The organism is Nocardioides sp. NPDC057767 (assembly GCF_042798275.1).
In the GTDB taxonomy this organism is placed as follows: Bacteria; Actinomycetota; Actinomycetes; order Propionibacteriales; family Nocardioidaceae; genus Nocardioides.
The window spans coordinates 45,579-69,986 of sequence record NZ_JBHVKJ010000002.1 but is presented as its reverse complement, the minus strand read 5'-3'; the positions used below and the strand labels follow the sequence as shown (position 1 = coordinate 69,986).

Genomic DNA, 24,408 nt, shown 5'->3' with positions numbered 1-24,408 from the left:
TCAGCCGAGCAGCTTGCGGATCCGCGCGTCGGAGACCTTCTCCGCGGTGCCGAGCTGCTGGGCCCAGAGCTGGACGCGGTACTCCTCGAGCATCCACCGCACCTGTCGTAGCCTCGGCCCGGGCGGCCGACCCTCGGGCAGCGCCTCGACCTGGTGCAGGTAGGCGTCCTGGAGCGACGCGATCCGGTCGTGGGTGGCCCGGTCGGCACGCAGGTCGGCGTCGAGCTTGCGACGGCGCTCGACGATGGCCCTCAGATAGGTCGGATACCGCCGGATGTGCAGCGCACCCGCCTCCGCGACGAAACCACGGTGCACCAGCCGGGCGAGCTGGTCCTTCATGTCGGTCAGGGCGGGGAGCTGGAACATGTCGGCCCGGCCGGAGAGGGCCTTGTCGGTCTCCCGGTACGCCTCGAGCGCCCGCATCACGTCGGCGAGGACCGCCCGGACGCCGGCGACCAGGTCGGCCGGCGTGCCGGCGGCGGCGAGCAGCGCGGCGTACGCCTCCTCGGTCCGCGGCAGCGGGCGGGCATCGACCAGCTGGCGGACGACGGCGGCACGGCAGTCCTCGACGAGCTCGGCGGCGCTCGGGTAGGGGGAACCGGCCAGGGCGAGCTTCTCCATGGTGGAGAGCCCGTCGACGACCTGCTTGCCGACGTCGGGCAGGGCCAGGAGCAGCAGCCTGACGACGCCCAGACGGTGGCGCGCCTCGGCCTCCTCGGCGGATCCGGCGACGACGAGACCGACCGTCGCGCCCTCGTCGGAGAGGCAGGGAAAGACAGTGACCTCGTGACCTGCGCGCTTCTCGGTGACCGTCGCGGAGATCGACCCGAAGACCCACGACGTCTCGCCGGTGCGGGTATGACCGGCCGAGGCGGCGACCTCGGCGATCGCGGCCTCGAACTCACCCTCCAGCGGTGCCTTGAGCGCGTCCAGGTCCTTGCCGCGAGCCGTCTCGCGACCGTCCTCGCCGACGACGCGGTAGGTCGGCCGCAGGTGTTCGGGCACCTTGTCCCAGTCCCAGGCCTCGCGCGGGATGTGCACACCGGCGGTCGAGCGCGCCCAGCGTTCCAGCGCGGTCAGCAGCGGCTCCTCCCCCGGGGGCGTCTCCTTCAGGAAGGCACGCGCCTTGTCGGGGGCCGGCACGAAACTGACCCGCAGGGGCTTGGGCAGGGACCGGATCAACGCGGTCACCAGCTCCTCGCGCAACCCCGGCACCAGCCAGGAGAAGTCGTCGGCGCCGACGCGGTTGAGCGTGGCGACAGGTACGTCGATCGTGAGCCCGTCATCGACCGCCCCCGGCTCGAACTGGTAGCTCAGGTCGAAGGTCAGCGGACCCGCGTCCCACGAAGCCGGGAAGTCGCTCTCGGTGACCTCTCCCGCGGCCTCGTTGGTGAGCATCGACAGGTCGAAGGTGAGCAGGTCGGGGCTCTCCCGCCGCGCAGACTTCCACCACTGGTCGAAGTGCGCCCCCGACACGATGTCCGCCGGGAGGCGGCGGTCGTAGAAGTCGAAGAGCGCGTGCTCGTCGACGACGATGTCCCGGCGGCGGGCGCGGTGCTCGAGCTCCTCGGCCTGCTCCATGAGCTTCGCGTTGTCACGGAGGAAACGGTGGTTGGTGCGCCACTCGCCGTAGACCAGCGCATGCCGGATGAAGAGCTCACGCGAGAGCTCGGGATCGATCTTGCCGAAGGCGACGGGACGATCAGCCACCAGCGGGACCCCGTAGAGAGTCACCTTCTCCCGGGCCATCACCGAGGCGCGCTTCTGCGACCAGTGCGGCTCGGAGTAGGTGCGTTTGACCAGGTCACGGCCGAGTCGCTCGGCCCACTCGGGTTTGATCGAGGCGTTCTGCCGGGCCCAGAGGCGCGAGGTCTCGACCAGCTCCGCGGACATCACGAACTGCGGGTTCTTCCGGTGCAGCGTCGAGCCGGGGAAGATCGCGAACTTCGCTCCCCGTGCCCCCAGATACTCCCGGGGCCCGGGTCGCCGCTTCTCCCGAGCCCGGGCAGCGTCGGCCTTCGAGTCGCGCTCCTCCAACGCGCCGATGTGCGAGAGCAGGCCGGAGAGCAACGCCTGGTGGATGCCGTCGGCGTCGTAGGCGGCTTTGTCCTCCGCCTCGTCGTGACCGATGTCGCGATGTCCCTTGCCGAGGTCGATCTTCATCTCTCGGCACACCTGCCGCAGCTGCGACTCCAGGTCCTGCCACTCCCGGACGCGTACGTAGTGGAGGAACTCCCGCTTGCACAGCCTGCGGAACGCCGAGGAGGAGAGCTCGTGCTGCTGCTCCTTCAGGTAGCGCCACAGGTTGAGCCAGGTGAGGAAGTCCGAGGTCTCGTCCTTGAACCGCGCGTGCAGCTGATCGGCCTGCGCCTGCTCCTTGGGGTGGTCCTGCCCCGGCCGCTCCCGCGGGTCCTGGAGCGAGAGCGCGGCGGCGACGACGATGACGTCGCGTACGCAGCCCAGCCGCTCGGCCTCGAGCACCATCCGCGCCAGCCTCGGGTCGATCGGCAGCCTGGCCAGCCGCCGTCCCAGCTTCGTCAGCCGCTGCCCGCGCATCGCGCCGAGCTCCTCCAGCAGCTGTACGCCGGCGGTGATGTTGCGCCGGTCCGGCGCCTCCACGAACGGGAACCGGGCGATGTCGCCCAGCCCGAGGGAGGCCATCTGCAGGATGACGCTGGCCAGGTTGGTCCGCAGGATCTCCGGGTCGGTGAACTCCGGTCGCCCGAGGAAGTCCTCCTCGGAGTAGAGCCGGATCGCGATGCCCGCCTCGACGCGCCCCGTACGTCCCGACCGCTGGTTCGCCGAGGCCTGCGAGATCGGCTCGATGGGCAGGCGCTGCACCTTGGTGCGTGCGGAGTAGCGGGAGATGCGGGCGACACCGGTGTCGACGACGTACTTGATCCCGGGGACCGTCAGCGAGGTCTCGGCGACGTTGGTCGCGAGCACGATCCGGCGGCCGGTGTGGGGCGAGAAGACGCGGTGCTGGTCGGCGGCCGAGAGCCTCGAGAAGAGCGGGACGATCTCGACGAGGCCGGTCGACGGGCCCCCTCGGTTCAGCCCCAGCGCATCCGCGAGCGCATCGGCCGCGTCCCGGATCTCCCGCTCGCCGGGCAGGAAGACCAGCACGTCGCCGGGCCCCTCGGCGGAGAGCTCCTTGACCGCGTCGACGATGGCCTCGGTCTGGTCGCGGACGACGACCTCGCCCTCGCCATCCTTCTCGGGCAGAGTCTCCTCGGAGAGCTCCATCAGCGGCCGATAGCGGACCTCGACCGGATAGGTGCGGCCGGAGACCTCGATGATCGGCGCCGGCTCACCGGTGCGCACATCGGAGAAGTGGGCGGCGAACCGCTCCGGGTCGATCGTCGCCGAGGTGATGATCAGCTTCAGGTCCGGGCGTCGCGGCAGCAGCCGGCGCAGATAGCCCAGCAGGAAGTCGATGTTGAGCGACCGCTCGTGGGCCTCGTCGATGATGATCGTGTCGTAGCGGCGCAGGTCGCGGTCGCGCTGCAGCTCGGCGAGCAGGATGCCGTCGGTCATCAGCTTGATCCGGCTCGCGGCAGAAGACTTGTCGGTGAACCGCACCTGATAGCCGACGAGATCGCCGAGCGAGGTCCCGAGCTCCGATGCGATCCGCTCCGCGACCGACCGGGCCGCGATCCGGCGAGGCTGCGTGTGCCCGATGATCCCGTTCGAGCCCCGGCCCAGCTCCAGGCAGATCTTGGGGAGCTGGGTCGTCTTCCCCGACCCGGTCTCACCGGCGATGATCACGACCTGATGTTCACGGATGGCCGCGGCGATGTCCTCGCGGCGCTGAGTGACCGGGAGCTCGGCAGGGTAGGTGATCGCTACGGAGGCGGCGGCGGACTGGTCGGACTCGGACATGAGGTCTCCCATTCTCCCCTGGCCCACCCCTCCACCGCACATCGGTTTCTCCTCGGCCCCGGCGAGGGCTCGGCCCGGGGCCCGGCCCGCCGGATGGCGGGAGCTGTCGATGTGATTCCCGCCACGGGCCGGGTTCCGTGACGCATGATGCCCGGAGGACGCTGGGTACACCCCAGTTCACCGAAGGAGTGTCCCCCATGACCGAGCCGACCGCCGACCAGATCTTCCCCGACGCCCCCGCCCGCCCGCCGTTCGACCCGGAGCTCGTGCCGGTCCTCGAGGTGGTACGCCAGGCGATGCCGTCCCTCTCGGCCGAGACCCTTTCGCTGGCGCGGCAGCAGAGCGCCGACGGCTTGCCCGGCATGGAACCGGTGGACCTGACCGTCGGCGGTGCGGTCACGGTGCAGGAGCGTCAGGTCCCCGGCCCGGAGGGCGACCCCGACATCACGCTGCTGATCCTGAGCCCCGCCACCGACGGCCCACCGCGGCCGGCGGTCTACCACACCCACGGCGGCGGCATGGTGATCGGAAACCGCCGGCTCGGGGTGGAGATGTTCCTCGACCAGGTGGCGGCCGGCAACGCCGTGGTCGTCTCGGTGGAGTACCGCCTCGCCCCTGAGCATCCCGACCCCGCACCCGTGGAGGACTGCTACGCCGGTCTGGTCTGGACCGCCAAGAACGCCGCCGAGCTCGGCATCGACCCCGAGCGCATCATGGTCGCGGGAGCGAGCGCCGGCGGTGGCCTCGCCGCCGGCACGGCGCTGCTCGCCCGCGACCGGGCCTTCCCGAGGCTGAGCCACCAGATCCTCATCTGCCCGATGCTCGACGACCGTTTCGAGACCCACAGCAGCCACATGCTCGACGACGAGGGCGTCTGGGACCGCCAGGCCAACCTGTTCGGCTGGACGGCGCTGCTCGGCGACCGACGCGGCGGCCCCGACGTCTCCCCGTACGCAGCGCCGGCACGCGCCGAGGACCTCAGCGGCCTGCCCCGCACCTACATCGACACCGGCTCGGCGGAGACGTTCCGCGACGAGACGCTGGCCTACGCCCGGCGGCTCTCGGAGGCCGGGGTCAGCGTCGACCTCCACATGTGGGGCGGCGGGTTCCACGCGTTCGACATGGTGGCCGCGCACGCCGCCGTCTCCCGCGCCTCGGTCGCGACCCGCGACGAGTTCGTCCGCCGAGCACTCGAGGGCTGATCCGCTGGTCTGCTCGCGTTCGGTGGGCGAGAGTAGGCCAGGGAGGTTCAGGTGCGAGATCTGATCGGCAAGCTCGAGGTGGTCGACGACGACGCGGCCAGCGCGCTGCGCGTCATCGACCACTTCGACCGGCTCGTGGACGAGCGGGCGTCGAGCGCCGCGGTCGTCCGCGCCGCCGCGGCGCTCGCTGGTGCCACGGTCGGCCTCCACGACGCGGCCCGGGCCCTGGTGCGGCGGTTCACCCCCGACGGCCGAACGCTGACCGGAAAGGACGAGGGCGACCGGCGCCACGAGCCCGTCCCCGGCCAGCCGGGCTCGTGGCTCTGGCTGGAGCGGGCGGGGGACGACGGTCCGCTGGACGCGCTGATCCTCGAACGCGCCGCCCGGGCGCTGCAGGCGCTCAGCACCGGCTCCTCTCAGCCCTCGGCCAGCGGGATGGTCAGGATCGCGTGCGACCCCGACGCGGGCGAGGCTGACAGGCGCGACGCCGTCGCCCGGCTCGGGCTGGCCGGGCCCGTGACTGTGATATCGAGCACCTCCGCCAACCTGCCGACGACACTGATCAGCACCATGGGTCCCCTGGTGGTCGGGCTGCTGCCCGGCACGCCCGCACTCCCGGAGGGGATCCGGGCCGGGGCCGCGGTCGCTCCCGACCCGCTGCAGCTGCCGAGCGCGCTGGAGCAGGCGCGCACCGCGCTCCGGCTCGCCGCAACGGTCGGTGGCCTCGCGCCGTCGGTGGTCCGCCACGAAGACCTCGGCGCGCTCGCCGTCATCGCCGAGCGGATCAGCGCCGCGGAGGCGGCGGGGGTGGGTGACGTACGACGTCTGGACGAGCTGCTCGCCGGACATCCGTGGGTCGTGGACACGCTCCACGCGGTCCTGGACCAGCCGAGCCTGAGGCAGTCGGCCGCGTTGCTGCACGTGCACCACTCGACCCTGCAGGACCGGCTGACCTGGCTGAGCGGCCAGCTCGGCTACTCGCCGGTCAAGGGCCGGGGACGGCAGCGGGCTGCCGTGGCGCTACTGCTCTGGCGGGTGGCCCACGGCACCGATCAGGAGCGCTGAGCGACGCAGAACGGGCGATCTCGACACGAGATCGCCCGTCGCTCAGCTGTGCGCTGCGGGTGGGTCAGCAGACGTCGATGAAGTTGATCGGGTCCCAGTTGATCGAGCGCTCGCCGTGCTTCGCGGTCGACCTCAGGTACCGGTCACCCCAGCTCCGCTCGAAGTAGGTGTTGGTTCCGCTGGTCTGGTTGTTCTCGAACTCCGGGACGTAGGTCGAGTAGAAGGCGGAGAGCGAGTGCGTCTGACACCGGTAGAACTGGAACACCTTGTAGGTGCCGCGGGTCGGGTCCCACACGTCCACGCACAGACGGCCCGACGGGCAGTCGTACTCCCGGACACCGGTCGCCCGGTAGACGACCGCCTCTGCCGCAGGCGAGACCGACGGCGAGACCGCAGCCGCGACCACGCCCTCCCGAGCGTCGCCGCCGCCCTTCGTCGCGACGTCCGTGCCTTCGCCGGTCGCCGCCACGGCGCCGGAGCTGATGCTGGTGACGGCCATCGTGAGTGCTGCCGCCGCCAGGATGCGCTTGATCATGAGCTTTCCTTCCAGAGAACCTGATGTGGAGCAATGACGCTCCGAGGTTCGGGGCAGCGGTCACGTCGGCGAAACCTTTTTGGCCAGGGCCGAAAGGCGTATCAGGACGCCGCCGCCCCGCTCAGCAACTGCACCCCGAGACTGGTGATCTCATGACGGACCGAGGTGCCCACGCGCCGGGTGGTGATGAGTCCACCTTCGCGGAGGATGCTCGCCTGCTGGCTGGCGGAGCCGACCGAGATCTCGCACCGGCGGGCCAGCTCACCGGTCGAGCACCCGGTCCCGATCGCGGCGAGCGCGGCCGCCCGCGTACGCCCCAGCAGCGCGGTCACCGACCGCCCGGGCGCCGATGCCGACTCCGTCGAAGCCGTGAGGCCGGTGGCCGGCTTGGCCGTGGGATAGACCAGCATCGGCTCCGGCCCGGGGTCGCACAGCTTGATCGGGGTGTCCGGCTCGCAGAAGTAGGACGGCTGGAGCAGGAGCCCACGGCCCTCGAGGCGTACCTCGGCGTCTTTGTAGTTCTCGATCTCCAGCACCGGCGCCCGCCAACGACAACCGGGAAGCCCGGCCAGCACCGCCCCGACGCCCCTGGCGGACATCTGCTGGGCGCGCATGCGCCGGTCCGCGGCGACGACGTCCGACAACGATCGCCACACCGGTGCGATCGCGCCCTCGTGATAGATCGCCACCGCCCGCCCCAACGTACGCAGCGCCGACGTCTCGGCACGACGTACGGCCTCGAGCCAGGGCGTCAGCCGACGCTGGCTCGCCATGGCGGCAACCTGCGCGGAGATCGTGGCCCTCGGCGTACGCAGCGAGATCTCCATCCCGTCGCCGAACCCGTGACCACCGCCCGACGGCGTCAGGAAGTCCGGCGAGATGCCGCACGGTGGCGCGATCTCGGCGAGCGGTCGCACCACCTCGCGGGGCAGTGTGTGCAGCGTGTGTCGACGCCACGGCGTCAGCTCCACGGCGCGCCCGTGCGTCTGGAGCGCATGCAGGCTGAGCTGCACCTCCCAGAGCGCATCGGGCCCGTCGGCGATCCTGACCCGGGCAAGGTCCTCGTAGGTGAAGTGAATCCGCAGCATCGCGTCCCCCGAGCATGATGGCGTCTCCAGCCGCTTTCCGCGACCATCGTCCGACCATGCTGCGCGCCCGCCCTCACAGACTTCTGACAGAAATCTGCCAGCCTGGGATCCGCGATCCGCGACAACCCGTGGTCGCTTCCCTTGGCCGGGGCACCTAGATTATGTCCCCATGACCGGGGAGCCGAGCGAGACCGAGGTCCAGGACGCGCTGCGTGCGCTCCGTGGAGAGGACGACACCCTCAACGAGCGGTCGGTGCAGACCGTTCTCGACCTCCATCGGCTGCGCGACGCGCTCACCCGGTTCGGCGACGACGAGCCCTCCGGCGACACCAGACCGGCGCGGAGCAGGTTCCGCCTCTGAGTCGAAATCGGCCAATGGGTGGGACGCCGAGTTACGTAGGCGATTTCAAGAGGGTTACCGTTGCTGATCGTGACCGAATCTCTAACAGTGCGTGACAACCGCACCGGGGTGGAGTACGACATCCCGATCACCGACGGCACCATCCGCGCCGCCGACCTGGGGAAGATCAAGGCCGCGGACCCGGCTAGCAACGAAGAGGGGCCCGGCCTGGCGGTCTACGACCCCGGTTTCGTCAACACCGCTTCATGCCGATCTTCCGTCACCTATATCGACGGTGACAAGGGGATCCTCGAATATCGCGGATATCCGATCGAGCAGCTCGCGGAGAACTCCAACTTCCTCGAGGTCTCCTATCTCCTGGTCCACGGCGCGCTGCCGACCAAGGAGGAGTACGACGCGTGGGTGCACGAGATCACCTACCACACGTTCGTGCACGAGAACATCAAGGAGTTCATGCAGGGCTTCCGCTATGACGCCCACCCGATGGGCATGCTCATGGCGTCGGTCGGTGCGATGTCGACGTTCTACCCGGACGCCGCCAACATCTCCGACCCCGACAACCGTCGCCTGCAGATCATCCGGTTGATCGCCAAGATGCCGACCCTCGGCGCCTGGGCTTTCCGGCACGCGCAGGGCAAGCCCTACGTCTACCCGGACAACGACCTGTCCTACACCGGCAACTTCCTCTCCATGCTCTTCAAGATGAGCGAGTCGAAGTACGCGCCGGACGAGCGCATCGAGAAGGCGCTCGACACCCTCTTCATCCTGCACGCCGACCACGAGCAGAACGCTTCGGCCAACGCCGTTCGCAGCGTCGGCTCGACCCAGGTCGACCCCTACTCCTCGGTGGCCGCCGGCGTCGGCGCCCTCTTCGGCCCGCTGCACGGCGGCGCCAACGAGGCCGTGCTCCGGATGCTGCGCCGCATCGGCAAGGTCGAGAACATCCCCGCCTTCATCGAGGGCGTCAAGGCCGGCAACGAGCGGCTGATGGGCTTCGGCCACCGGGTCTACAAGAACTACGACCCGCGGGCGAAGCTGATCAAGCAGCAGGCCTACAACGTGTTCGAGGTGACCGGCACCAACCCGCTCCTCGACATCGCCCAGGAGCTGGAGAAGATCGCGCTGGAGGACGAATACTTCGTCTCCCGCAAGCTCTACCCCAATGTCGACTTCTACTCCGGCCTCATCTACGAGGCCCTGGAGTTCCCGCCGGAGATGTTCACCGTGCTGTTCGCCATCGGGCGTACACCGGGCTGGCTCTCCCAGTGGCTGGAGCTCGTCCAGGACAAGGAGCAGAAGATCGCCCGTCCGAAGCAGATCTACACCGGCGAGCGCGGGCTCACCTTCGTGCCTCGCGACGTTCGTTGGTCGTGAGCACTCCCGACACTCAGACCCCGTCCACCACGGCCGTGGTGGACGGGGTCGTCTGGGATTTCGGCAACGTGTTGATCCGCTGGGACCCGCTCCCGGCGATCGCCGCCGGGGTGGGTGACGCCGATGCCCGCGCGTTCATGGAGTCCTACGACTTCGGGGCGTGGAACTATGCCCAAGACGCCGGCCGCACCTGGGCCCAGGCGCTGACCGTGCTCGAGGACGAGGCTCCCGAGTGGATCGCGGCGGGGGCGGCGTACGTCGACAACTTCCCGCTCTCGCTCCTCGGCCCGGTCCCCGGCACCCATGATCTGGTCCGCGAGCTCGCGGCCGCCGGGTTCCCGCAGCTCGGGCTGACCAACTGGTCGGCCGAGCTCTATCCGCATGCTCCGGCGACGTACGAGGTGATCGGGCTGCTCCGCGAGGTCGTCGTCTCCGGCGAGGTGTGCCTGGCGAAGCCCGATCCGGCGATCTACCGGCTCGTCGCCGAGCGTGCCGGGATCCCACTGGAGCGGCTGGCGTTCGTCGACGACAGCGTCGCCAACGTGGCCGCCGCGGCGGCACTCGGCATGCAGGCGTTCCAGTTCACCGGGGCCGAGCAGCTCCGCAAGGACCTGCTCGCGCTCGGCCTCCCGGTGACGGCGCTCTAGACGAGGCTCTGGTCGGGCGCCCGCTCGAGACGGCGTACGCCCGCGAAGGACATCGAGAGCAGAGCGCTGCCGGAGATCACCGCGGCGACCACGAGCAGCCAGGTGTCGAAGCCGACCGCGACCGCGACCGGGCCGACGAGGGCGAGCCCCACCGGGCGGGCGACGAACGAGCCCACGATGTCGAAGGCGTAGACCCGGGAGAGCTTGTCCTCGGGGATCTCCTGCTGGATCGCGATCTGCCAGAAGACGTCGAAGATCTGGAGCCCGACCCCGTGCAGGAACGCACCGAGCAGGATCGGCCAGAGCGTGTCCGAGAGCGCCATCGAGATCGGGAAGAGGCCGGTCATCGCCAGGAAGACCACGCCCACGGAGAGCAGCCGGCGCGGGCGGAACCGCAGGCAGACCAGGCCCCCGACGAAGAAGCCCGCCATCAGTGCGGCGAGCGCGAAGCCCCACGAGGCCCGGCCGATCCCCTCGCCGACCACGATCGGGCCGAGCACGCTGTGAGCCCCTGACCAGAACAGGTGATAGAGCAGCGCCTGCAGGATCAGGAACCACAGCCAGGAGTGCCGCATGACCTCGCGGAAGCCCTCGCCCAGGTCGGCCAGCATCGAGGCCTTGCGCGGCTCGCGGTCGTGCGGGACCCGCATCCCGGAGTAGGCGATGGCGGCGATGGCGAAGGTGAGCGCGTCGATCGTGATCGCCCACCCCGGCCCGACGGCCGCGACGAGCACACCGCCGAGGGCGTAGCCGACGGTCGAGGCGGTGGTCTGCAGCAGCGACCGGAGCGAGACGGCCGCGCCGAGCTCCTCGTCGGGCACGACCACCCTCGTCATCGCCATCGCCGAGGGCTGGTTGAGCGCCGCGACGATGCCGGCGAGGCCACCCATCACCGCGGTCGACGGGATGGTCGCGACGTCGAGGATCACCGTCGCCGCCAGCGACCCGACGACGACGGCGCTGATCGCCGCCGTGCCCTCCATCATCACCTTGCGCGAGACCCGGTCGCCGAGCACTCCCCCGGCCAGCGTGGTCAGCACCTGGCAGGCCGCGAAGACAGCCTCGACCAGGCCGAGCTGCGTCGCCGTGCCGCCCAGGTCGAGCACCGCGAACGCCAGCGCGACCGGGGTGATCGCGTTGCCCAGCGACGAGGACGCCGTGCCGGTCACGAGGCGACGGAAGTTGCGGTGCCTCAGCGGCGATCGACGCGCGGTGGGCGACGGGGTGGTTGCGGTCATATCGAGAAGGTAGTTCGCCGACGAACTATTCGTCAACGAATTATCAGTCGGCGAAGGGTAGGATCGGCGTATGCCCGAGATGCGAGCCTCCGAGACGTCCGTCGACGACATCCCCGAGGACCGGGCCGACCGCCACGTGGCGCGGTGGCGCGACCACTGGCTCGACATCGACTTCGACGACGAGGTCGAGGCGATCACGGTGCGGATCGGGTCCATCTCCAAGTTCTTCAGCGATGCGCGCCGCGCGGCGGCGAGCGAGGTCGGGTTGGCCGACTTCGAGTACATGACCCTTCACCAGCTGATGATCCGCGACACCCCCGGCCACGCCTCACCCACGGCCCTCGCGAAGGATCTCGACATCAGTCCGGCCGGGATGACGGGACGGCTCGACAGCATGGAGAAGGCCGGGTGGGTGCGGCGTACGGCATCGGTGGAGGACCGCCGCAAGATCAGCGTCGAGGCGACCAAGGCCGGCATCGAGATCTGGCGGCGGGCGATGGACCTGCGCGGCGAGGCCGAGAACAGACTGCTGGAGGCGCTCAGCCCGGAGCGGCGTACGGAGCTGGCGGCGATGCTCAAGCAGGTGACCCTGCGCCTCGAGGCCGAGTAGCCCGCCGCGCGGATCTGCGTACGCCGCGGCCTCCTCGCCGGGTCCTGAACCATCTCTTCGCGACCGCATAGGGCTGTCTCAGCCGGTTCACAGGGACGCTGGCCAGACTCGAAGACATGACCGAACTCCCTCCTCAGCAGCCGAGTGGGACCCCGCCGCAGTGGACGCTCCCGGCCCCTCCTGCCGGATCCACCCAGCCTCCCGCCGGCCCGTTCGCAACCCCGCCGACCCAGACCTCCGTCATGCCTTCCGTGCCAGGCGCGCCCGGCACGCCTCCCAAGAAGCGCACCCTCGGGCGCACCGGTCTCGTCGCCGCGGTCCTCGCCGGGGCCCTGGTCGCCGGTGGCACCGCGGGCGTCGGTGGCGCGGCGATCTACGACGCCCTCTCCGGTGACGGCACCATCGGCGGGGCGAACACGCCGGCCACCTCGCAGGTCGTCGACGCGAAGGCTCCCGAGGGCAGCATCGAGAAGGTCTCCGCCAAGGTGCTCCCCTCGGTGGTGAAGATCGAGGTCACCTCCCAGCAGGGCTCCGGCTCGGGCTCCGGCGTCGTCATCTCCTCCGACGGCACGATCCTGACCAACAACCACGTGGTCGAGCTGGCCGCCAACGGCGGCACGGTGACCGTCGACTTCAACGACGGCACGAAGGCCTCCGCCGAGGTGCTCGGCACCGACCCGCTCACCGACACCGCCGTGATCAAGGCCAAGGACGTCTCCGGCCTGACCCCGATCACGATCGGCAAGTCCGCCAACCTCACCGTCGGCCAGAGCGTCGTGGCGATCGGGTCCCCCTTCGGGCTCGACTCCACGGTAACCACCGGCATCGTGAGCGCGCTCAACCGTCCGGTCAACGTCGGCGTGGACCAGAACGGCGCGGCGACCGTCTACCCCGCGGTGCAGACCGACGCGGCGATCAACCCGGGCAACTCCGGTGGCGCGCTCGTCGACCTCAACGGCAACCTCGTCGGCATCAACGCCTCGATCCGCTCCGGCGGCGCCAGCAGCGAGGACGCGGGTTCGATCGGCATCGGGTTCGCGATCCCGATCGACGAGATCCGCCCGATCGTCGAGCAGCTCGAGAAGGGCGAGCAGGCCACCCATGCCCAGTTCGGCATCTCGGTCTCGGACGCCCCCGCGGCCCAGAACGGCCAGAACTCGGTCACCGGGGCCCAGGTCCAGGAGGTCAGCTCGGGCAGCACCGCCGAGAAGGCAGGCCTCCAGAAGGGCGACATCATCACCAAGGTCGACGACCACGTCATCACCGGATCGGACTCCCTCGTGGCCACCGTCCGCTCCTATCGCCCTGACGACGAGGTCGACGTCACCTGGTCGCGCGACGGCGAGGAGCGCACCGAGAAGGTGACGCTGGACTCCGACGCATCCTGACTCCCCGCAAGACGCTGGGGTCCGCAGGGTCTCAGTAGCCGCGGGGTGCCACCAACCGAGCGCCTCATGCCCGTCTCTGACCGGGTATGAGGCGCTCGTGCGTTGTGCGGACGCGGGTCAGGAGACCTGTTTCTGGATGCTGCACAGCCACTCGACCGGCTCGAAGCCCATGGCCTCGTTGACCTGGATCATGTGGGAGTTGACCTCGGCGTTGTAGGTGCCCAGGGTCGGCACCTCCGGCCGCTCGGACTGGAGCAGCCTCAGGTTGGCGACCTTCACCGCGAGCCCGAGCCGGTGGCCGCGGTGCGCCGCCTCGACCAGGGTGCCCCACTGGTAGCTCTTGCCGTCCAGGCTCGAGTAGCCGATCACCGTGTAGGCCACCACCTTGCCGTCGGCGTCCAGTGCCACCGAGTGGTAGAGGGTCCGCTTCTGGGCCGCGACCAGCTCCTCGGTCTCGCGCACCTTCGCCACATCGGGCTCGGGCGCCTCGATGTCCAGGTCACCGGTCGGCGCCTCGGTCTCCAGGCTGGCGTCGAGCACCGCCCAGCTCTCGACGATGTCGTCGGGCACCCGGCCGACCCAGGACCGCAGCGTGTAGGCGGCGTGCCGCTCGGCGGCCTGCGCCGCCAGCCGGTCGAGGACGTCGTCGGGCACCGGCAGCCTCAGCAGGCGGCGTACCTCCACCAGGGCGGGCGCGTAGCCCCGGGCCACCCCGAAGTCGCGACCCGGCGAGCCCTCACCACCGGAGCCCAACGACCACGGCCACCAGACCTCACCCGTCAACGACGTACGTCCCTGGGCGCGGGCCTCCGCCTCGACATGGTCCAGCAGCGTGGTGCCGTGGCCGCGCCTGCGGTGGGCGGGCAGCACCGCCACGACGAGCGTGGCTCGGTGGAGGTTGTCGAGCAGCGGCATGGCGATCCAGCCGGCGGCCACCGTCTCGCCGTCGACGCGGCCGACGTAGGCCCGCCGGTCGGTCTTCGCGGTCTGCTGCTGCAGCTCGACGCGCTGCTCCTCACGTGCCCACAGATCCGCGTCGGGGCCGCGGGCGTCGAGCCACGAGGCGGTCATCACGTCGTGCCAGGCGTCGAAGACCTCGTCGTCGAACGGGTCGACCCGCTCGATCACCAGCTCACTCATCGTGACCTCTCCACTCTCGTCTCGTCCCAGACCGGTTCCGGGGACTCGTAGACGTCGCCGTTGGCGCCGTAGACCAGGAACCGGTCGAAGCCGCGGGCGAACCAGCGGTCGTGCGTGACCGCGATGACGGTGCCCTCGAACGACTCCAGGCCGGCCTCGAGCGCCTCGGCGGACTGGACGTCGAGGTTGTCCGTCGGCTCGTCGAGGAGCAGCAACGTGGCACCGGAGAGCTCGAGCAGGAGGATCTGGAAGCGCGCCTGCTGCCCGCCCGAGAGCGAGTCGAAGGTCTGCTCCGCGGCGTGCGCCAGCTCGTAGCGGTCCAGCACCCGGGAGGCGGCCTCCCGGCCCATCCCCGCGCGTCCCCGCCCGTCAGGCGTGACGTCACCGCGGTGCAGGATGTCGAGCAGCGTACGTCCCACCAGCTCCGGATGGGCATGTGTCTGCACGAACCAGCCCGGCCGCACGCGGGCGCCGAGCTTGGCCTTCCCACGATGGCGGACCGGCTCGATGGGGGTGTCCTCGACCGGGCGGTGCTCCACGTCCGGGTCTGTCCCGCCGCGAGCGAGCAACCGCAGGAAGTGGGACTTGCCCGAGCCGTTGGAGCCCAGCACGGCAACCCGCTCTCCGTACCAGACCTCCAGGTCGAACGGTCTCATCAGTCCGCTGAGCTCGAGCGCCTCGCAGACCACTGCCCGCTTGCCGGTGCGCCCGCCGCGCAGCCGCATCTGCACAGCCTGCTCTCGTGGCTGCTCGACGGGCGGGCCGGCCTCCTCGAACTTCCGGAGCCTGGTCTGGGCCGCCCTGTACTGGCTGGACATCCCGTCGTTGTACTCCGACTTGACCTTCAGCCGCAGGACCAGGGCCTTGATCTTGGCGTGCTCCTCGTCCCAGCGGCGGCGCTGCTCCTCGAACCGCAGGAACCGGTCCTTGCGGGCCTCATGGTAGGACGCGAACCCACCAGGGTGCGTCCACGTGCTGTTGCCGGCACCGGACGCACCGAGCTCGACCGTGACCACCCTGGTGGCGGTGTTGTCCAGCAGCTCACGGTCGTGGCTGACGTAGAGGATCGTCTTCGGAGACTCCCGGATGCGCTGCTCCAGCCAGATCTTGCCGGGCACGTCGAGGAAGTTGTCGGGCTCGTCGAGCAGCAGCACCTCGTCGGGGCCGCGCAGGAGGTACTCGAGCACGAGTCGCTTCTGCTCGCCGCCGGACAGGGTGTCCAGATCGCGGTAGCGGGCGCGGTCGTAGGGAACGCCGAGCCCGGCCATGGTGCACACGTCCCAGACGACCTCGATGTCGTAGCCGCCGGCGTCGGCGTACTCGGCCAGCGCGGTCGCGTAGCGCATCTGCAGCCGCTCGTCCTCGGACGACATCAGCTCCAGCTCGCACGCCTCCACGGCCGCGGTGGCCTCGCGCACGCGCGCGGGCGCCACCGAGAGCAGCAGCTCGCCCACGGTCGAGGAGCCCTTGCCGACCATCTGCCGCATCACCCCGAGACCGCCCGAGCGGACGACGGACCCCGACGTCGGGGTCAGCTCTCCCGTGACGATCCGCAGCAGCGTCGTCTTCCCGGCGCCGTTGGCGCCCACCAGCGCGACCTTGGCGCCCTCCCCCACCCGGAAGGAGACGTCGTCGAGCAGCACTCGCCCGTCAGGCAGCTGGAACCGCACTCCAGCAACGTCCACATGTCCCACAGCCGTCCAGTCTGGCACCTCTGTCGAATGGTTATTCCCGGTCGCGTTCGACCAATCGGTCCCATCAGTAGAACGTGACGCTCGACACATTTTGGCGATTACCGATATGACTGTCGCCATGCCTCCGCTCGACAGCCAGATCGCTGACCTGCTCACCCTCTTCGCGAAGGGCCAGCCCCTGGAGTCCTACGATCCGCCGACGGCACGAGCGCTCTACCGCGCGTTGGGCGAGGGCATCCCACTTCCACCGATCGGATCGGTGGAGAGCGCGGTGATCCCAGGGCCGGCCAGCGACCTGGACGTACGCATCTACCGGCCCACCACGCAGGGACCGCTGCCCACGATCGTGATGTTCCACGGCGGCGGTTGGGTGGTCGGCGACCTCGACACCCATGAGGACCAGGCCCGCAACCTCTCCACGATCTGCGACGCCGTGGTCGTCGCGGTCGACTACCGGCTGGCGCCCGAGCACCCCTTCCCCGCCGCCTACGACGACGCGGTGGCCGCGGCCCGCTGGGTGAGCGACAACGCGGCGACGTTCGGCGGCGACGGCCGGATCGCGGTCGCCGGCGACAGCGCCGGGGGCAACCTGTCCGCCGCCGTGGCCCAGGCCTTCCGCACCGAGGGGCGCGAGCTCGCCGGCCAGCTGTTGATCTACCCGGCGACCGACATGACCAGTGGCTACCCCTCCTACGCGGAGAACGGCCACGGCTACTTCCTCGAGCTGCCGACGATGAAGTGGTTCTCCGACCACTACGTGGCCGACGCCGACCGCACCGACCCGCGGCTGAGTCCGATCAAGGGTTCCTTGGAAGGTCTGGCGCCGGCGGTCGTGGTGACCGCGGAGTTCGATCCGCTGCGCGACGAGGGCATCGCGTACGCCAAGGCGCTGGAGAGCTCTGGGGTCCCCACGACCTACCACCACTGCGACGGCCTCATCCACGGCTTCTTCGCGATGGGCCACCACTCGCAGGCGGCGCAGCTCGCGATCGAGGAGACCTGTGCGCTGTTCAGGACCGTGCTCCACGGGTGATTCAGGACACATCTGTGAACCAGGGGTATTCCTGATGCCCGTGGTTTGACGATGGTCCAGACTGGGCCGCATGCCGATTGCTGCCCAGGTCAGTTCTTTTCTACGGGCGATGACGCGACCGCCGACCGAGCGCGTCCGCAAGCTCGCCCTGCAGTTCGCGATGCGGGGCAAGGAGTCGCCGATCCCGGACATCACCACGCTGCGCAAGATCCCCGAGCACCTGACCTTCCCGCTGCGCCGTGACGGCGTGGACCCGGTGCCGCTGCTCGCCGAGAGCCGGGCGCAGGCACCGGTCACCAAGCTCGGCTCGGTGCTCGGCCTCGACATCGTCCTGGTCACCGGGCACGCCGAGTCCAAGCACGTCCTGGCCGACAGGAACGCCTACTCCAACGACATGCGCCACCTGCTCGGCACCCGCAAGCGCACCGACGCCGAGGGCATCGGTGGTCTCGGCATGACCGACCCGCCCGACCACACCAAGCTCCGCGGCCTGCTGACCCCGGAGTTCACCATGCGTCGCCTGGGCCGTCTCAACGAGATGATCGACCGGATCGTCACCGACGCCCTCGACGGCATGGAGGACAACGGCCCGGAGGTCGACCTCGTCCAGCACTTCGGCTTCGAGATCCCGTTCCGGGTGATCTGCGAGCTGCTGGGCATGCCCGAGGACGTACGCGACGAGTTCCACAAGCTCGGGATGGCCCGTTTCGACCTCTCCGAGGGCGGTGCCGGCGCCTTCGGGGCCGCCACCGAGACGAGGACGTTCCTGATCGAGCAGGTCCGTCAGCAGCGCGCCGACCCCGGTGACGGCATGATCGGCGAGATCATCCGCACCAAGGGGTCGGAGTACGACGACGTCGAGCTCGGCGGCCTCGCCGACGGTGTCTTCCTCGGCGGCTACGAGACCTCCGCCTCGATGCTCTCCATGGGCGCCTACGTGCTGATGCAGAACCCCGAGGCGTACGAGATCCTGCGCACGGGCGACCGGGCCGAGGTCGACAAGGTGGTCGAGGAGCTGCTGCGCTACCTGTGCCCGGTGCAGCTCGCCTTCCCTCGGTTCGCGCGCGAGGACCACGACCTGTTCGGGGTGCCGGTCAAGAAGGGCGCCGTCGTCCTGGTCAGCCTGACCGGCGCCAACCGCGACCCCGCGGTGGTGCCGAAGCCGGAGCAGTTCGACCTCCGCAACGCCGAGACGATGCACTTCGCCTTCGGCCACGGCATGCACCGCTGCGTCGGCGCCGAGCTGGCCCGGATGGAGCTCCGCGCCGCCCTCACCGGCCTCGCCCGCCGCTTCCCTGACCTGGCCATGGCCACCGACGATCCCGGCGACCTCGGCTGGCGCGACCTCTCGGTCGTCTACAGCCTCGACCGGCTCCCGGTGCTGCTCGCCAAGGACCCGGTCCCGGCCTGACCGCTCAGCCGTTCCAGTGCTGAGGTGCCGGCTCCTCGCTGATCGCCACGGCGATCCAGGGCGCCAGGACGTACGCCGGGATCGCCAGCAGCGGCAGGCTCGTCATCGGGGTCGCGATGATCACGAACGCGGCCCCGGTGCAGAACCGCCCCAGCCCGGCGCGTGCGCTCAGGAACGCCCCGACCACCGGCCCGATCAGCCCCACGACGACCATCACCGGCACGCTCACCAGCCGCGACAGCTCGATCCCCGAGCTCGTCACGGCAAGGTAGACCGGCAGGACCGTCACCAGGCTCAACAGCGCGGCGACGCCCCAGGCCTTGTAGGAGCGGGCCAGGCGCTGACGGTTCGTCAGCACGGGAGTCGTCATCACACCGTTGGTCATGGGCGGAGTCTGGCAGCGCACCCCGCGCGAACGGCCGCGAGACGCGCGAGACGGCGGAAACCGGCACCTACGCCCGGTCAGGCTCGGCGGGTCTCCAGGACGCGGAATCCCTTGGCGCTGCCGATCCGTATGGTCGGATACCCCTGCTCACCGAGCCAGCGCTGGAGGGAGTCACCACCGAGATTCTTGCCGACGACCATGACCGCGCGGCCGCCGGGCGCCAGGCGGGGCAGCCAGGTCAGGAGCAGCTCGTGGAGGGCCTGCTTGCCGATCCGGATCGGCGGGTTGCTCCAGATCTCGTCGTACGTCACCTCCGGATCGATCTCGGCCGGGACCGCGGCGCGATAGCGGTCGCCCAGACCGAGCTTCGCGGCGTTCTCGTTCGCGAGCAGGACGGCGCGCTCGTTGACGTCGACGCCGGTGACCTGGGCGGACGGAGCGGCCAGCGCGCAGGCGAGTCCGATGATCCCGTAGCCGCAGCCCATGTCGAGGATGCGGCCGCCGTCGGGCGGGTCGGTCTCGCGGAACAGCACCGCGGTGCCGACGTCGAGGCGTCCCTTGGCGAAGACCCCCGACCCGGAGACCAGCGACAGGTCCATGTCCCAGACGGTCGCCGATACCGGGATCCGTTCGAAGGGCACCGACGGGTCGGCGGAGAAGTAGTGCTCGTCGTCAGTCCCCGTCAACCTCGTTCGCCTCTCTGCGGTTCATGGTGCGCTGGTGCTGGTCCGCCAGCATGTCGTCCGGCGGATAGGCGACCTCCTCGAGGGTCAGCCCGTTGGCCGGAGCGATCGGGATGGACGAGGAACGCGAGCGCGAGGCCAGCGACTCCTTGGCCCAGGTGACGTCCTTGCGGCCTTCCCCGATCACCATCAGGCATCCGACCAGCGAGCGCACCATCGAGTGACAGAAGGCGTCGGCGAGGACGGTCGCCTCGATGATCCCGTCCGGACGCCGGTCCCAGGTGAGCTGGCGCAGGTCGCGGATCGTGGTGGCACCCTCGCGCGGCTTGCAGAAGGTGGCGAAGTCGTTGAGGCCGACGAGGTCGGCGGAGGCGACGTTCATCAGCGACAGGTCGAGCGGCCGGGTCCGGTAGAGCACGTGCCCGCGCAGCAGCGGGTCGACGAAGGCCGGATCGTCGACGATCCGGTAGACGTAGCGTCGCGACAGCGCCGAGAACCGGGCGTTGAACCCCTCCGGAGCCTCGATGGCGCGGTGGACCCGCAGGTCGGCGGGGAGGATCCCGTTGAGCCGGCGCACCAGCGAGTCGAGCGGCGACTGCTCCGAGCGTCCCCGCGAGGACTCGAGCACGTCGGCGTCGATGTCGAAGTGCGCGACCTGACCGCGAGCGTGCACACCCGAGTCGGTGCGCCCGGCGACCGTCACCCACACCTGGGACCGCTCCCCTGTCGACGGGACCCGCAACGCGGTCGCCAGCGCGGCCTGCAGCTCGCCCTGGACCGTACGCAGCCCCGGCTGGGTCGCCCAGCCGTGGAACATGGTGCCGTCGTAGGCGAGGTCGATCCTGATGCGCACGTCGCTCATTGTCCCAGCAACACCTGCCCGGGACGGAATGCGCGAGGGCACTTGATCGCCCGGGCCGGCAACCGTGGGCTGACCGGGCTGCGCATCACCGACGTGCTGCTCATCGTCGTGATCGGCGGAGTCATCTGCTGGCTGCTGGCCCGGACCGAACGTAGCGCCGGGAGATGACAGTGGCTCGCCACCCTCGCGGGTGACGGGCCACAGATCAGAAGCCGATCAGGCCTTGGCCTCGTCCTCGGTGGTCTCCGCAGCGGGAGCCTCCTCGGCAGCAGCCTCGGTCTCGGTGGTCTCCTCGGCAGCGGTCTCCTCGACCGGCGCCTCCTCGACCTTCTCCTCAGCGGGGGCGGCAACCGGAGCCGCGGCAGCCGGAGCAGCCTTGGTCTTCGGCTCGTAGGCCTCGTTGACGAGCTCGATCACAGCCATCGGAGCGTTGTCGCCCTTGCGGGGACCGATCTTGGTGATCCGGGTGTAGCCACCCGGACGCTCCGCGAACTGCTCGGCGATCTCGGTGAAGAGGGTGTGCACGACGGACTTGTCGCGGATGGTCTTGAGGACCTCGCGACGGTTGTGCAGGTCACCCTTCTTGGCCTTGGTGATCAGCTTCTCCGCGACGGGGCGGAGAACCCGAGCCTTGGCCTCGGTGGTGGTGATGCGGCCGTTCTCGAACAGCGCGGTGGCGAGGTTCGAGACGATCAGCTTCTGGTGCGCGGGCGAACCGCCGAGGCGGGCACCCTTCTTCGGGGTAGGCATCGTGCCTGCTCCTTCTCTCCGGCCGTATCAGGTACCGGGGTAGACACAGCTGGTGCTGTGATTTTTTCTGGTGGTGAAACTGCCCGCCGGGCCGCGGCGAAGCCGCCCGGCCCGGCGCAACAACTCAGTACTGCTCGTCCTCGACGAACGCGTCGTCGTCATCGTCGCCGTAGGCGGCGAGGGCGGCGGACGGGTCGAAGCCGGGAGCGCTGTCCTTGAGCGACAGGCCCATCTCGTGCAGCTTCAGCTTGACCTCGTCGATCGACTTGGCGCCGAAGTTGCGGATGTCGAGCAGGTCCTGCTCCGAGCGCGAGATGAGCTCACCCACGGTGTGGATGCCCTCGCGCTTGAGGCAGTTGTAGGAACGGACGGTCAGCTGCAGGTCCTCGACCGGGAGGGCGAGGTCGGCGGCGAGCTGCTCGTCGACCGGCGACGGGCCGATGTCGATGCCCTCCGCGTCGACGTTCAGCTCACGGGCCAGGCCGAAGAGCTCGACCAGGGTCTTACCGGCCGAGGCGATCGCGTCGCGGGGAGCGATCGACGGCTTGGTCTCGACGTCGATGACGAGCTTGTCGAAGTCCGTGCGCTGCTCGACACGGGTCGCCTCGACCTTGTAGCTGACCTTGAGGACCGGCGAGTAGATCGAGTCGACCGGGATCCGGCCGATCTCGTTCTCGGCGCCCTTGTTCTGGACCGCGGAGACGTAGCCACGACCGCGCTCGACGACGAGCTCGAGCTCGATCTTGCCCTTGTCGGACAACGTCGCGATCTTCAGGTCGGGGTTGTGCACCTCGACACCGGCCGGCGGCGCGATGTCGGCGGCGGTGACGTCACCGGCACCGGACTTGCGCAGGTACATCGTCACGGGCTCGTCGTGCTCGGAGGAGACGACCAGACCCTTGAGGTTGAGGATGATCTCGGTGACATCCTCCTTGACGCCCTCGATCGTCGAGAACTCGTGGAGAACGCCGTCGATCTTGATCGAGGTGACCGAAGCACCGGGGATCGAGGAGAGCAGGGTGCGGCGAAGAGAGTTGCCCAGCGTGTAACCGAAGCCCGGCTCGAGGGGCTCGATCACGAAGCGGGAGCGGAACTCCTCGACGGACTCTTCCGACAGGGTGGGGCGCTGTGCGATAAGCACTGATTTGTCCTTTCCGGGCCGACCGCTATTTGACGGACCCGAACTTCAAGGGGTGATGACGGAAGGCTGTGGGGGCGGCAAGGCCCCGGCGTACGTCTTCTGTGAAGTTTGAACGCCGGGGACTCGCCGTGGTTACTGCTGAGGGCTGATCAGAGCTTCGAGTAGTACTCGACGATCAGCTGCTCCTGGACCGGGACGTCGATCTGAGCCCGGACGGGGAGCTGGTGAACCAGGATGCGCATCCGGCTCGGGACGGCCTCGAGCCAGGCCGGGACGACGCGCTCGCCGTGGGTCTCGCGAGCCACGATGAACGGGGTCATCTCCAGCGACTTCTCGCGAACGTCGATGACGTCGTGAGCCGAGACCTGGAACGAAGGCACGTTGACCTTCTTGCCGTTGACCAGGAAGTGGCCGTGAACGACCAGCTGGCGGGCCTGGCGGCGGGTGCGGGCGAAGCCGGCACGGTAGACGACGTTGTCCAGGCGGCCCTCGAGCAGCTGGAGCAGGTTGTCACCGGTCTTGCCGTCGCGGCGGTGGGCCTCGGCGTAGTAGGAAGCGAACTGCTTCTCCATCACGCCGTAGGTGAAGCGAGCCTTCTGCTTCTCACGAAGCTGGAGGAGGTACTCGCTCTCCTTGATGCGGCCGCGGCCGTGCTGACCCGGCGGGTAGGGGCGCTTCTCGAACGCTGCGTCGTTGCCGACAAGGTCGACACCGAGACGGCGCGACTTGCGGGTCATGGGTCCGGTGTAACGGGCCATTACTCTTCAGTCTCCTTCTATGTCTCGGTGGGGATCAAACGCGGCGGCGCTTGGGCGGACGGCAGCCGTTGTGCGGGGCCGGCGTGACGTCCTGGATGGTGCCGACCTCGAGGCCGATCGCACCCAGGGAACGGATCGCGGTCTCGCGGCCCGAGCCCGGGCCCTTGACGAAGACGTCGATCTTCTTCATGCCGTGGTCCATCGCGCGGCGGCCAGCGGCCTCCGCGGCCATCTGAGCGGCGAACGGGGTGGACTTACGCGAGCCCTTGAAACCGACGGTGCCGGCCGAGGCCCACGAGATCACCGCACCGGTCGGGTCGGTGATCGTGACGATCGTGTTGTTGAACGTGCTCTTGATGTGGGCCTCGCCCTGAGCGACGTTCTTCTTCTCCTTGCGACGGATCTTCGTCGCACCCTGACGGGTCTTCGGAGGCATGCATTAACTCCTGAGTTGGCTGGTCTGTGAGATCGAGGCGAAAGCCGGATCAACGCGCAGAGCGCGTCGGATCACTTGGCCTTCTTCTTGCCGGCGACGGTGCGCTTCGGGCCCTTGCGGGTGCGCGCGTTGGTCTTGGTGCGCTGACCGCGGACCGGGAGGCCCTGGCGGTGACGGCGACCCTGGTAGCTGCCGATCTCGATCTTGCGGCGGATGTCAGCCTGGACCTCACGACGGAGGTCACCCTCGGTCTGGATGCCCTGGGCCTCGATCTCGTCGCGGAGCTTGACCAGCTCGTCCTCGGCCAGAGCGTGCACCCGGGTGTTCGGGTTGACGCCGGTGGCCTCGAGGAGCTTCTGCGAGGTGGTACGGCCGATGCCGTAGATGTAGGTGAGAGCGATCTCCACGCGCTTGTCGCGCGGAAGGTCAACACCTTGGAGGCGTGCCATTGTGTTCCTTCTGGTTGCGTCAGAGGTGTCGGTCGGGTCGCGTCCCGGGGTGGCACCCTCGGGCTCCGGCCTCTGCTCCGGAGGTGAGTTCGGACCTGAGGTCCTAGCGACTCGATGAAGTATTCAGTTGTCGCTGCGAGCTGGGCTCAGCCCTGGCGCTGCTTGTGGCGCGGGTTCTCGCAGATCACCATGACGCGGCCGTGGCGACGGATCACCTTGCACTTGTCACAGATCTTCTTCACGCTCGGGTTGACCTTCATGTCAGCCCTTTCTTGT

The 24,408-nt window shown here is 69.5% G+C and carries 25 protein-coding genes; 10 read left to right on the top strand and 15 right to left on the bottom strand.

Translation table 11 applies throughout. From position 1 onward, the window contains the following. Positions 1-3,882, bottom strand: coding sequence for an ATP-dependent RNA helicase HrpA (hrpA, locus tag ACFVDI_RS01680; protein ID WP_378899591.1), 3,882 nt, complete (start codon positions 3,880-3,882; stop codon positions 1-3). Between the two features lie 197 nt (positions 3,883-4,079). Here hrpA and ACFVDI_RS01675 point away from each other — a divergent pair, with 197 nt between their 5' ends. Both ACFVDI_RS01675 and ACFVDI_RS01670 read left to right on the top strand, forming a co-directional pair. After that, positions 4,080-5,084, top strand: a complete 1,005-nt coding sequence (locus ACFVDI_RS01675; protein WP_378899588.1) for an alpha/beta hydrolase — start codon at positions 4,080-4,082, stop codon at positions 5,082-5,084. A 51-nt stretch (positions 5,085-5,135) separates the two neighbouring features. Continuing rightward, positions 5,136-6,149: a helix-turn-helix domain-containing protein gene (locus ACFVDI_RS01670; protein WP_378899585.1), complete on the top strand. Its 1,014-nt coding sequence runs from the start codon at positions 5,136-5,138 to the stop codon at positions 6,147-6,149. Positions 6,150-6,213: 64 nt separating this feature from the next. Here ACFVDI_RS01670 and ACFVDI_RS01665 read toward each other — a convergent pair whose 3' ends face one another. Further along, positions 6,214-6,684 carry a hypothetical protein gene (locus tag ACFVDI_RS01665; RefSeq protein WP_378899582.1) on the bottom strand — a complete coding sequence of 157 codons (471 nt, stop codon included), beginning with the start codon at positions 6,682-6,684 and terminating at the stop codon, positions 6,214-6,216. Between the two features lie 101 nt (positions 6,685-6,785). Continuing rightward, positions 6,786-7,772 (bottom strand): ArsR/SmtB family transcription factor, encoded by a 987-nt coding sequence (locus ACFVDI_RS01660; RefSeq protein WP_378899579.1) that lies wholly within the window; start codon positions 7,770-7,772, stop codon positions 6,786-6,788. 169 nt (positions 7,773-7,941) lie between these two features. Between ACFVDI_RS01660 and ACFVDI_RS01655 the strand changes: the two genes are divergently transcribed. From ACFVDI_RS01655 to ACFVDI_RS01645, 3 genes are all read left to right on the top strand, one after another. Beyond that, on the top strand, positions 7,942-8,133 hold the full coding sequence (locus tag ACFVDI_RS01655; protein WP_378899576.1) for a hypothetical protein: 192 nt from the start codon (positions 7,942-7,944) through the stop codon (positions 8,131-8,133). A 69-nt stretch (positions 8,134-8,202) separates the two neighbouring features. Beyond that, on the top strand, positions 8,203-9,507 hold the full coding sequence (locus ACFVDI_RS01650) for a citrate synthase (RefSeq protein ID WP_328528949.1): 1,305 nt from the start codon (positions 8,203-8,205) through the stop codon (positions 9,505-9,507). Beyond that, positions 9,504-10,154 carry an HAD-IA family hydrolase gene (locus tag ACFVDI_RS01645; RefSeq protein WP_378899572.1) on the top strand — a complete coding sequence of 217 codons (651 nt, stop codon included), beginning with the start codon at positions 9,504-9,506 and terminating at the stop codon, positions 10,152-10,154. Before ACFVDI_RS01650 ends, ACFVDI_RS01645 begins: the two co-directional genes overlap by 4 nt. Here the strand turns inward: ACFVDI_RS01645 and ACFVDI_RS01640 are convergent. Next, positions 10,151-11,392, bottom strand: a complete 1,242-nt coding sequence (locus tag ACFVDI_RS01640) for an MFS transporter (protein ID WP_378899569.1) — start codon at positions 11,390-11,392, stop codon at positions 10,151-10,153. The two genes, ACFVDI_RS01645 and ACFVDI_RS01640, sit on opposite strands and share 4 nt — an antisense overlap. A 70-nt stretch (positions 11,393-11,462) precedes the next feature. Here ACFVDI_RS01640 and ACFVDI_RS01635 point away from each other — a divergent pair, with 70 nt between their 5' ends. Together ACFVDI_RS01635 and ACFVDI_RS01630 are read left to right on the top strand one after the other, a co-directional pair. After that, entirely contained in the window at positions 11,463-12,002 is a 540-nt protein-coding gene (locus ACFVDI_RS01635; RefSeq protein WP_378899566.1) for a MarR family winged helix-turn-helix transcriptional regulator, read from the top strand. Between the two features lie 116 nt (positions 12,003-12,118). Beyond that, a complete protein-coding gene (locus ACFVDI_RS01630; protein ID WP_378899563.1) occupies positions 12,119-13,390 on the top strand; it encodes a trypsin-like peptidase domain-containing protein in 1,272 nt (423 codons plus the stop codon). A gap of 117 nt (positions 13,391-13,507) precedes the next feature. On the opposite strand, the gene ACFVDI_RS01625 is transcribed toward ACFVDI_RS01630, so the two are convergent. Together ACFVDI_RS01625 and ACFVDI_RS01620 are read right to left on the bottom strand one after the other, a co-directional pair. Next, positions 13,508-14,530 carry a GNAT family N-acetyltransferase gene (locus tag ACFVDI_RS01625; protein WP_378899560.1) on the bottom strand — a complete coding sequence of 341 codons (1,023 nt, stop codon included), beginning with the start codon at positions 14,528-14,530 and terminating at the stop codon, positions 13,508-13,510. Then, a complete protein-coding gene (locus tag ACFVDI_RS01620) occupies positions 14,527-16,224 on the bottom strand; it encodes an ABC-F family ATP-binding cassette domain-containing protein (protein ID WP_378899557.1) in 1,698 nt (565 codons plus the stop codon). Before ACFVDI_RS01620 ends, ACFVDI_RS01625 begins: the two co-directional genes overlap by 4 nt. Positions 16,225-16,342: 118 nt before the next feature. On the opposite strand from ACFVDI_RS01620, the gene ACFVDI_RS01615 reads away from it, so the two are divergent. After that, positions 16,343-17,257 (top strand): alpha/beta hydrolase, encoded by a 915-nt coding sequence (locus tag ACFVDI_RS01615; RefSeq protein ID WP_378899554.1) that lies wholly within the window; start codon positions 16,343-16,345, stop codon positions 17,255-17,257. A 109-nt stretch (positions 17,258-17,366) separates the two neighbouring features. Further along, positions 17,367-18,668 (top strand): cytochrome P450, encoded by a 1,302-nt coding sequence (locus ACFVDI_RS01610; RefSeq protein ID WP_378899551.1) that lies wholly within the window; start codon positions 17,367-17,369, stop codon positions 18,666-18,668. Positions 18,669-18,672: 4 nt separating this feature from the next. Here ACFVDI_RS01610 and ACFVDI_RS01605 read toward each other — a convergent pair whose 3' ends face one another. The 3 genes from ACFVDI_RS01605 to truA form a co-directional block, all read right to left on the bottom strand. Then, positions 18,673-19,053: a hypothetical protein gene (locus ACFVDI_RS01605; protein WP_378899548.1), complete on the bottom strand. Its 381-nt coding sequence runs from the start codon at positions 19,051-19,053 to the stop codon at positions 18,673-18,675. A gap of 77 nt (positions 19,054-19,130) precedes the next feature. Beyond that, a complete protein-coding gene (locus tag ACFVDI_RS01600) occupies positions 19,131-19,739 on the bottom strand; it encodes a class I SAM-dependent methyltransferase (RefSeq protein ID WP_378899545.1) in 609 nt (202 codons plus the stop codon). Continuing rightward, entirely contained in the window at positions 19,726-20,589 is an 864-nt protein-coding gene (gene truA, locus ACFVDI_RS01595) for a tRNA pseudouridine(38-40) synthase TruA (RefSeq protein WP_378899901.1), read from the bottom strand. The genes ACFVDI_RS01600 and truA overlap by 14 nt, the downstream gene beginning before the upstream one ends. Before the next feature lie 51 nt (positions 20,590-20,640). On the opposite strand from truA, the gene ACFVDI_RS01590 reads away from it, so the two are divergent. After that, a complete protein-coding gene (locus tag ACFVDI_RS01590) occupies positions 20,641-20,766 on the top strand; it encodes a hypothetical protein (protein WP_378899542.1) in 126 nt (41 codons plus the stop codon). Positions 20,767-20,814: 48 nt separating this feature from the next. Here the strand turns inward: ACFVDI_RS01590 and rplQ are convergent, their stop codons facing one another. The 6 genes from rplQ to rpmJ all read right to left on the bottom strand — a co-directional run bounded on the left by rplQ (position 20,815) and on the right by rpmJ (position 24,392). Next, a complete protein-coding gene (rplQ, locus tag ACFVDI_RS01585) occupies positions 20,815-21,348 on the bottom strand; it encodes a 50S ribosomal protein L17 (protein ID WP_378899539.1) in 534 nt (177 codons plus the stop codon). Between the two features lie 124 nt (positions 21,349-21,472). After that, positions 21,473-22,489, bottom strand: a complete 1,017-nt coding sequence (locus tag ACFVDI_RS01580) for a DNA-directed RNA polymerase subunit alpha (RefSeq protein ID WP_008361061.1) — start codon at positions 22,487-22,489, stop codon at positions 21,473-21,475. A gap of 149 nt (positions 22,490-22,638) precedes the next feature. Beyond that, on the bottom strand, positions 22,639-23,247 hold the full coding sequence (gene rpsD, locus ACFVDI_RS01575) for a 30S ribosomal protein S4 (RefSeq protein WP_008361060.1): 609 nt from the start codon (positions 23,245-23,247) through the stop codon (positions 22,639-22,641). A 34-nt stretch (positions 23,248-23,281) separates the two neighbouring features. Next, positions 23,282-23,683 (bottom strand): 30S ribosomal protein S11, encoded by a 402-nt coding sequence (gene rpsK, locus ACFVDI_RS01570; protein ID WP_008361058.1) that lies wholly within the window; start codon positions 23,681-23,683, stop codon positions 23,282-23,284. Between the two features lie 71 nt (positions 23,684-23,754). Beyond that, a complete protein-coding gene (gene rpsM / locus ACFVDI_RS01565) occupies positions 23,755-24,132 on the bottom strand; it encodes a 30S ribosomal protein S13 (RefSeq protein ID WP_008361056.1) in 378 nt (125 codons plus the stop codon). 146 nt (positions 24,133-24,278) lie between these two features. After that, complete coding sequence (gene rpmJ / locus ACFVDI_RS01560; protein ID WP_008361054.1) at positions 24,279-24,392, bottom strand: 50S ribosomal protein L36; 114 nt, start codon at positions 24,390-24,392, stop codon at positions 24,279-24,281. Between the last annotated feature and the right edge of the window lie 16 nt (positions 24,393-24,408).

Coding starts and splice junctions, on each gene's coding strand:
- hrpA (WP_378899591.1), bottom strand. CDS start 3,882: ATGTCCGAGTCCGACCAGTCCGCCGCCGCCTCCGTAGCGATCACCTAC.
- ACFVDI_RS01675 (WP_378899588.1), top strand. CDS start 4,080: ATGACCGAGCCGACCGCCGACCAGATCTTCCCCGACGCCCCCGCCCGC.
- ACFVDI_RS01665 (WP_378899582.1), bottom strand. CDS start 6,684: ATGATCAAGCGCATCCTGGCGGCGGCAGCACTCACGATGGCCGTCACC.
- ACFVDI_RS01660 (WP_378899579.1), bottom strand. CDS start 7,772: ATGCTGCGGATTCACTTCACCTACGAGGACCTTGCCCGGGTCAGGATC.
- ACFVDI_RS01655 (WP_378899576.1), top strand. CDS start 7,942: ATGACCGGGGAGCCGAGCGAGACCGAGGTCCAGGACGCGCTGCGTGCG.
- ACFVDI_RS01640 (WP_378899569.1), bottom strand. CDS start 11,392: ATGACCGCAACCACCCCGTCGCCCACCGCGCGTCGATCGCCGCTGAGG.
- ACFVDI_RS01635 (WP_378899566.1), top strand. CDS start 11,463: ATGCCCGAGATGCGAGCCTCCGAGACGTCCGTCGACGACATCCCCGAG.
- ACFVDI_RS01630 (WP_378899563.1), top strand. CDS start 12,119: ATGACCGAACTCCCTCCTCAGCAGCCGAGTGGGACCCCGCCGCAGTGG.
- ACFVDI_RS01625 (WP_378899560.1), bottom strand. CDS start 14,530: ATGAGTGAGCTGGTGATCGAGCGGGTCGACCCGTTCGACGACGAGGTC.
- ACFVDI_RS01615 (WP_378899554.1), top strand. CDS start 16,343: ATGCCTCCGCTCGACAGCCAGATCGCTGACCTGCTCACCCTCTTCGCG.
- ACFVDI_RS01610 (WP_378899551.1), top strand. CDS start 17,367: ATGACGCGACCGCCGACCGAGCGCGTCCGCAAGCTCGCCCTGCAGTTC.
- ACFVDI_RS01605 (WP_378899548.1), bottom strand. CDS start 19,053: ATGACCAACGGTGTGATGACGACTCCCGTGCTGACGAACCGTCAGCGC.
- rplQ (WP_378899539.1), bottom strand. CDS start 21,348: ATGCCTACCCCGAAGAAGGGTGCCCGCCTCGGCGGTTCGCCCGCGCAC.
- rpsD (WP_008361060.1), bottom strand. CDS start 23,247: ATGGCCCGTTACACCGGACCCATGACCCGCAAGTCGCGCCGTCTCGGT.
- rpsK (WP_008361058.1), bottom strand. CDS start 23,683: ATGCCTCCGAAGACCCGTCAGGGTGCGACGAAGATCCGTCGCAAGGAG.
- rpsM (WP_008361056.1), bottom strand. CDS start 24,132: ATGGCACGCCTCCAAGGTGTTGACCTTCCGCGCGACAAGCGCGTGGAG.
- rpmJ (WP_008361054.1), bottom strand. CDS start 24,392: ATGAAGGTCAACCCGAGCGTGAAGAAGATCTGTGACAAGTGCAAGGTG.